Raw genomic sequence first — 6,721 nt, forward strand, 5'->3', positions numbered from 1 at the left:
CGGCACGGCGGCCGTGGCCGGCCCGAGCAGGAGTACCGCTGGGCCGGCCGCACGTGAGCGGGGCTCAGCGGGCCGGGCGCAGCAGGCCGGCCAGCGTGTCGAGCACGGCGGGGTCCTCGATGGTCGAGGGCACCGCGTACTCCTCACCGTCGGCCATCTGGCGCATGGTCTTGCGCAGGATCTTGCCCGAGCGGGTCTTGGGCAGCGCGTCCACCACGACGACGTCGCGGAAGTCCGCCACCGGGCCCACCTCGCGGCGCACCGCCTGACGCAGCTCGTCCAGGAGCGCGGCCTCGGCCTCGGAGCCGGCCTCGGGCGTCTCGACGCCGGACTTGAGGACCACGTAGCCCGAGGGCCGCTGGCCCTTGAGCGGGTCCGCGATGCCGATCACGGCACATTCGGCCACCGCCGGGTGGGCGGCCAGGGCGGCCTCGAGGACGCCCGTGGACAGCCGGTGCCCGGAGACGTTGATGACGTCGTCGGTGCGCCCGAGCACGAACACGTAGCCGTCCTCGTCCACGAGGCCGGAGTCACCGGTCGCGTAATGGCCGGGGAACGCGCTGAGGTAGGAGTCGATGTAGCGCTGGTCGTCGCGCCACAGGGTGGGCAGGGTGCCCGGGGGCAGCGGCAGCCGCAGGGCGATGTTGCCCTCGGTCCCGGCGGGCACGGGCTCGCCCAGGCCGTCCAGGACCACGAGGTCCACGCCCGGCGAGGGCACCGAGGACGACCCGATCTTCACCGGCAGCTGTTCCAGGCCCACCGGGTTCGCCGCGATGGCCCAGCCGGTCTCGGTCTGCCACCAGTGGTCGATCACCGGCATGCCCAGCAGGCCCTCGATCCACCGCTGCGTCTCCGGGTCCAGGCGCTCGCCCGCGGCGAAGAAGTGCCGCAGGGAGGACAGGTCGTGGGCCTGGAGCAGCTCGCCCTCGGGGTCGGCGCGGCGGATCGCGCGCAGCGCCGTGGGGGCCGTGAAGAAGGACCGGACCCCGTGGTCCTCGATGAGCCGCCAGAACGCGCCGGCGTCGGGCGTGCCCACGGGCTTGCCCTCGTACATCACCGTGGTGGCCCCGGCCAGCAGCGGTCCGTAGACGATGTAGGAGTGCCCCACGACCCAGCCCACGTCCGAGGCGGTGCACATCGCCTGCCCCGGGCCGACGTCGTAGATGTGCTCCATGGTCCAGCGCAGGGCGACGGCGTGGCCTCCGTTGTCCCGGACGACGCCCTTGGGCTTGCCCGTGGTGCCCGAGGTGTAGAGCACGTACAGCGGGTCGGTGGCCCGCACCGGGACGCAGTCGGCCGGCTCGGCGGCCGCGACGGCCTCGCCCCAGTCCTCCCAGCTCGCGCCCCCGCGCCCGTCGGCGTCCGCGAGCGCGGTCTCGAAGCCCTCGCGGTGGTGGACCAGCACCGTGCGCACGGGGTGCGCGGCGGTCTCGAGCGCCTCGGCCACGGCGGGCAGGTATTCGACCCGGCGCTTGGGCTCGATGCCGCCGGAGCAGGTGAGCACGACGTCGGGGGCGGCGTCGTCGATGCGGGAGGCGAGCTCGCGCGGGGCGAAGCCGCCGAAGACCACGGAGTGCACCGCGCCGAGCCGCGCGCACGCCAGCATCGCGATGTGGGCCTGCGGGATCATCGGCAGGTACACGAGGACGCGGTCGCCCTTGCCGACGCCGCGCGCGGCCAGGGCGCCGGCCAGGCGGGCCACCGCGTCCGTGAGCTCGGCGTACGTGTAGCGGGTGACCTCGCCGGTCATCGCGGAGTCGTGGATCAGCGCGACGGCGTCCCCGCGGCCCGCCTCGACGTGCCGGTCCAGGCAGTTGAAGGCGGTGTTCAGCTCGCCGTCCGGGAACCAGCGGTACAGGGGCGCGGCGGAGTCGTCGAGGGCGCGCGTGGGCGCGACGGTCCAGTCGATGGCGCGCGCCGCGTCGAGCCAGAACCCCTCGGGGTCGCGGAGGGACCGGGCGTGGGCGTCGGCGTACGCGCCGGAGGGGCGGTCTTCGGTGGGGGCATCGTGGGTCGCCATGCGCCCAGGGTAGTGCCGTGGATCACAGGGGGCAAGGAATCTGTATACATTTCTTGCCCCGTCAGTGAGGCGTGGCGGCACGCGCGAGTCCCGCGCCGGGGACGCACCACCCAGCCCCCGCACGCCGGACGGCACTCCCCGTGGGCGGCGTCGCCCGGCACGCGCATCGGACACACCCCCTGCCCTCGGCGGGACTGTTGTGTATACACTGGCGGCATGCGAGCGAGTGAGCGGGCGTACCAGGCCCTGAGGGCGGAGATCCTCGACTGGTCCCTCCCTCCGGGCGCGGGCCTGGGCGAGGTGGAGCAGGCCGAGCGCCTGGGCATCTCGCGCACCCCTCTGCGCGAGGCGCTCTCCCGCCTGGTGGCCGACGGCCTGGCCGAGCAGGCCCCGGGCCGGGGCATCGTCGTCGCCGACCTGTCCCTCGAACAGGCGGACCAGCTGTTCGACCTGCGCATCGCCCTCGAGTCCCTCCTGGCGCGCCGGGCCGCGCAGCGGGCCACCCCGGAGGCGGCCGAGCGGTTCACGGTCCTCGCGGGCCGTTTCCAGGAGGCCGAGGTGGCCCTGCGCGGCGGGACCGACCCGGCGGACTACTACGCGATGACGGCCGAGCTGGACAGCCGGCTGGACGAGGCCGCCGCGAACCCCTACCTCGTCTCCACCCTGCGCACCCTGCGCCTGCACCTGGCGCGCCTGCGCCGCCTGGCCGCGGACGACCCGGCCCGCCTCGCGGCCTCCGCCGCGGAGCACGCGGACATCGCCGACGCCGTCGGCTCGGGCGCCGCGGACCTCGCGGAGGCGACCACGCGGGTCCACCTGCACCACGCCTTCCACCATCTGACCCGGCGCGGCCGCGCCGAGGAGACCCCGACCCTGCTGACCCCCACCGAAGGAGACCGACCATGAAGAACCATCACGTGCGCGTCCACCGCTCCGAGGAGAACCTCGAGCGCAAGGACCAGCTGGCCTGGAAGCTGGCCGAGGTGGCCGTCGACGACGTCGAGGTGCTGCCCGAGGTCGAGGAGATGATCATCAACCGGATCATCGACAACGCCTCCGTCGCCGTCGCCTCGCTGAAGCGCGGCCCGATCGTCGCCGCCCGCGCCCAGGCCCTGTCCCACCCGGTCTCCACCGGCGGCGAGGGCGCCTCCGTGTTCGGTGTGGCGCAGAAGGTCTCCCCCGAGTGGGCCGCGTGGGCCAACGGCGTGGCCGTCCGCGAGCTGGACTACCACGACACGTTCCTGGCCGCCGAGTACTCCCACCCGGGCGACAACATCCCGCCGATCCTCGCCGTCGCCCAGCACGCCGGCCGCTCCGGCAAGGACCTGATCCGCGGCATCGCCACCGGCTACGAGATCCAGGTGGACCTCGTGAAGTCCATCAACCTGTACGGCCACAAGATCGACCACGTGGCCCACATCGGCCCCTCCGCCTCCGCCGGCATCGGCACCCTGCTCGGCCTGGACACCGAGACCATCTTCCAGGCCATCGGCCAGGGCCTGCACACCACCACCGCCACCCGCCAGTCCCGCAAGGGCGAGATCTCCACGTGGAAGGCCCACGCCCCGGCGTTCGCCGGCAAGATGGCCGTCGAGGCCGTGGACCGCGCCATGCGCGGCCAGACCTCCCCCGTCCCGATCTACGAGGGCGAGGACGGCGTGATCGCCTGGCTGCTGGACGGCCCGGACGCCTCCTACGAGGTGCCGCTGCCCGAGCAGGGCGAGCCCAAGCGCGGCATCCTGGACACCTACACCAAGGAGCACTCGGCCGAGTACCAGGCCCAGGCCTGGATCGACCTGGCCCGCAAGCTCCACAGGGAGCACCCGGAGGCCACCGACCCGGCGAACGTCGAGTCGGTGCTGATCAAGACCTCGCACCACACCCACTACGTGATCGGCTCGGGCGCCAACGACCCGCAGAAGTACGATCCGACGGCCTCGCGCGAGACCCTCGACCACTCCATCCCCTACATCTTCACCGTGGCCCTGCAGGACGGCTCCTGGCACCACGTGGACTCCTACGCCCCCGAGCGCGCCCAGCGCGAGGACACCGTGGCCCTGTGGCACAAGGTGACCACCGTGGAGGACCCGGAGTGGACCCGCCGGTACCACTCGCTGGACCTCGCGGAGAAGGCGTTCGGCGGCGCGGTGGAGATCACCCTCAAGGACGGCGCCGTCATCACCGACGAGATCGCCGTGGCCGACGCCCACCCGCTCGGCGCCCGGCCGTTCGCCCGCGAGCAGTACATCCAGAAGTTCCGCACCCTGGCCGAGGGCATCGTCTCGAAGGAGGAGCAGGACCGCTTCCTGGCCGCCGCCGAGCGCGTGGCCGAGCTGCAGCCCGGCGAGCTGGACCAGCTGAACATCCTGGCGGACCCGGCGTTCCTGTCCGAGGCCGACCTCGCCGCCGCCCCGAAGGGCCTGTTCTGATGCTGTACTCGACGAAGACGGCCGAACAGAAGCGGATCGACCTGCGGCAGACCCTGAAGCAGGGCGGCGCCCAGCAGTTCCCGGGCGCGTTCACGCCGCTGACCGCCAAGCTGATCCAGGAGAAGGGCTTCCCCGGGGTGTACATCTCCGGTGGCGTGCTCGCGAACGAGCTGGGCCTGCCCGACGTCGGGCTGACCACGCTCACCGAGGTGGCCGTGCGCGGCGGGCAGATCGCCCGCCTCACGGACCTGCCGTGCCTCATCGACGCGGACACGGGCTTCGGCGAGCCGATGAACGTGGCCCGCACGGTGCAGGAGTTCGAGAACGCCGGCCTGGCCGGCTGCCACATCGAGGACCAGTTCAACCCCAAGCGGTGCGGCCACCTCGACGGCAAGAACATGGTGGAGCTCGACACCGCGGTCAAGCGCATCGCCGCCGCCGTCCATGCCCGCCGGGACCCGAACTTCCTCATCATGGCGCGCACCGACCTGCGTGCCGTGGAGGGCCTGGACGCCGCGATCGCCCGCATGAAGGCGCTCGTGGAGGCCGGTGCGGACGCGATCTTCCCGGAGGCCCTGAAGGACATCGGCGAGTTCGAGACCGTGTGTCGCGAGCTGGAGCCCCTCGGGGTCCCGGTCCTGGCGAACATGACCGAGTTCGGCAAGTCCGAGCTGTTCACCCGCCGGCAGCTGGCCGACGCCGGCGTCGCGATGGTGATCTACCCGGTCACCCTGCTGCGCTCCGCGATGGGCGCCGCCGAGCGCGTGCTCCACGCCATCAAGGAGGAGGGCACCCAGCAGTCGCAGGTGGAGCAGATGCTCACCCGCGCCCGCCTGTACGAGCTGGTGGACTACGAGGGCTACAACGCCTTCGACACGGGCATCTTCAACTTCGACGTGCCCACGCTCGACATCGGCGCCAACCACGCCGACCTCTGACCCGTCACCGGGCCCGCCCGTGCGCGGGCGGGCCCCACTCCCCGAGGAGGGACACCATGACCGAGACCGAGATCAAGAAGGGCCTGGCCGGCGTCGTCGTGGACACCACGGCGATCTCCAAGGTCAACCCGGAGACGAACTCCCTGCTGTATCGCGGCTATCCCGTGCAGGACCTGGCCGCGCAGCTGCCGTTCGAGGCCGTCGCGCTGCTGCTCTGGACGGGTGAGCTGCCCACGGACGAGGAGCTGACCGCGTTCGAGCGCTTCGAGCGCACCCACCGTGCCCTCGACCCGAAGGTGAAGCAGGCCATCGACCTGCTGCCCACCGACTGCCACCCCATGGACGTCGGCCGCACCGCCGTGTCCGTGCTCGGCGCGAACCACCCGAAGGCGGAGGACTCCTCCCCCGAGGCCGAGCTGGAGAAGGCCCAGGCGCTGTTCGCGGCGTTCCCAGCCGTCGTCGCCTACGACCAGCGCCGTCGCCGCGGCCAGGAGGTGGTGGAGCCGCGTGAGGACCTGGACTACTCGCAGAACTTCCTGTGGATGACGTTCGGCGAGGAGGCCGCCCCGGAGGTCGTGGACGCGTTCCGCGTCTCGATGGTGCTGTACGCCGAGCACTCGTTCAACGCCTCGACCTTCACCGCGCGCGTGATCACCTCGACGCTCTCCGACCTGCACTCGGCCGTGACCGGTGCGATCGGCGCGCTCAAGGGCCCGCTGCACGGCGGCGCCAACGAGGCCGTGATGCACACCTTCGACGAGATCGGCATCCGGAAGGAGGAGTCCCGTGAGGACGCCGCCGCCCGAGCGAAGGCATGGATGGAGGACGCCCTGGCCCAGAAGAAGAAGGTCATGGGCTTCGGCCACCGCGTCTACAAGAACGGCGACTCCCGCGTGCCCACCATGAAGGCCGCACTGGACCGGATGATCGAGCACTACGGCCGCGAGGAGATGCTCGGCCTGTACGACGGTCTGGAGCAGGCCATGGACGAGGCCAAGCAGATCAAGCCGAACCTCGACTACCCCGCCGGCCCGACGTATCACCTCATGGGCTTCGACACCGAGCTGTTCACGCCGATCTTCATCGCCTCACGCATCACCGGCTGGACCGCCCACATCATGGAGCAGCGCGCCGCGAACGCGCTGATCCGCCCGCTCTCGGCCTACGACGGCCCCGAGCAGCGGGAGCTGCCGGCGGGCTGAGCCTCGTGAGGGGCGGTCGGGGCGACTTGTCGGAGGTGTAGACGCAGATCACCTCCGACACGTCGCCCCATTCGCTCGCGGCGCGGTGCCGCGTGCACGACGACGGCGGGTCGCCCCGGGTGGGGCGGCCCG

Annotated in this window: 5 protein-coding genes; 4 read left to right on the top strand and 1 reads right to left on the bottom strand. The window is 72.2% G+C overall.

Features of this window, described 5'->3' with window-relative positions; translation table 11 throughout:
• Positions 1-64: 64 nt before the first annotated feature.
• Entirely contained in the window at positions 65-2,020 is a 1,956-nt protein-coding gene (locus HMPREF3105_RS01885; RefSeq protein ID WP_070708641.1) for an AMP-binding protein, read from the bottom strand.
• 216 nt (positions 2,021-2,236) lie between these two features.
• On the opposite strand from HMPREF3105_RS01885, the gene HMPREF3105_RS01890 reads away from it, so the two are divergent.
• From HMPREF3105_RS01890 to HMPREF3105_RS01905, 4 genes are read left to right on the top strand one after another with little or no spacing between them, the layout of a single operon-like run.
• Positions 2,237-2,926: a GntR family transcriptional regulator gene (locus HMPREF3105_RS01890; protein WP_070708642.1), complete on the top strand. Its 690-nt coding sequence runs from the start codon at positions 2,237-2,239 to the stop codon at positions 2,924-2,926.
• Positions 2,923-4,449, top strand: a complete 1,527-nt coding sequence (locus HMPREF3105_RS01895; RefSeq protein WP_070708643.1) for an MmgE/PrpD family protein — start codon at positions 2,923-2,925, stop codon at positions 4,447-4,449. The genes HMPREF3105_RS01890 and HMPREF3105_RS01895 overlap by 4 nt, the downstream gene beginning before the upstream one ends.
• The gene (gene prpB, locus HMPREF3105_RS01900) at positions 4,449-5,387 is read left to right on the top strand and encodes a methylisocitrate lyase (RefSeq protein ID WP_036315724.1); all 939 of its coding nucleotides are present in this window, start codon (positions 4,449-4,451) and stop codon (positions 5,385-5,387) included. Before HMPREF3105_RS01895 ends, prpB begins: the two co-directional genes overlap by 1 nt.
• Positions 5,388-5,443: 56 nt before the next feature.
• Positions 5,444-6,589, top strand: a complete 1,146-nt coding sequence (locus HMPREF3105_RS01905) for a bifunctional 2-methylcitrate synthase/citrate synthase (protein ID WP_036315727.1) — start codon at positions 5,444-5,446, stop codon at positions 6,587-6,589.
• The last annotated feature ends 132 nt before the right edge of the window (positions 6,590-6,721 follow it).

The sequence above is a fragment of the Micrococcus sp. HMSC31B01 genome, assembly GCF_001816085.1.
In the GTDB taxonomy this organism is placed as follows: domain Bacteria; phylum Actinomycetota; class Actinomycetes; order Actinomycetales; family Micrococcaceae; genus Micrococcus; species Micrococcus luteus.

Coding starts and splice junctions, on each gene's coding strand:
- HMPREF3105_RS01885 (WP_070708641.1), bottom strand. CDS start 2,020: ATGGCGACCCACGATGCCCCCACCGAAGACCGCCCCTCCGGCGCGTAC.
- HMPREF3105_RS01905 (WP_036315727.1), top strand. CDS start 5,444: ATGACCGAGACCGAGATCAAGAAGGGCCTGGCCGGCGTCGTCGTGGAC.
- HMPREF3105_RS01890 (WP_070708642.1), top strand. CDS start 2,237: ATGCGAGCGAGTGAGCGGGCGTACCAGGCCCTGAGGGCGGAGATCCTC.
- HMPREF3105_RS01895 (WP_070708643.1), top strand. CDS start 2,923: ATGAAGAACCATCACGTGCGCGTCCACCGCTCCGAGGAGAACCTCGAG.
- prpB (WP_036315724.1), top strand. CDS start 4,449: ATGCTGTACTCGACGAAGACGGCCGAACAGAAGCGGATCGACCTGCGG.